We start from the raw sequence: 252 nt of genomic DNA, 5'->3' as shown, positions 1-252 counted from the left end.
GAAGGGGCGGATGGCGTTCTCCGCCGGGTTGTTATCCAGCGGTATCAGGCCATTGTCCAGGAATCGGGTGAGTCGTGGCCACTGATGATCCAGGTAATGCAGCGCTTTACCCAGTGTGCTTTTGGGGGTAAGCGAGCCATTAACCACATCTTCTCACGTTGAGTTTTGCTGACCACACTGAGGCTTTCTTTATCCAGGAGATCCTCATGAACCACGAACTCAATGCCATGCAGGCTTTCTGGCTCGGCCATC

Annotated in this window: 1 pseudogene; it reads right to left on the bottom strand. The window is 54.0% G+C overall.

The window, feature by feature from the left end:
* Positions 1-126, bottom strand: a pseudogene (locus tag M8006_RS18030) (IS66 family transposase); the annotation flags it as partial.
* Between the last annotated feature and the right edge of the window lie 126 nt (positions 127-252).

Origin of the sequence: Halomonas llamarensis (genome assembly GCF_023555005.1) — a bacterium.
GTDB classification, from domain to species: domain Bacteria; phylum Pseudomonadota; class Gammaproteobacteria; order Pseudomonadales; family Halomonadaceae; genus Vreelandella; species Vreelandella llamarensis.
This window is presented reverse-complemented; position numbering and strand designations above follow the sequence as displayed.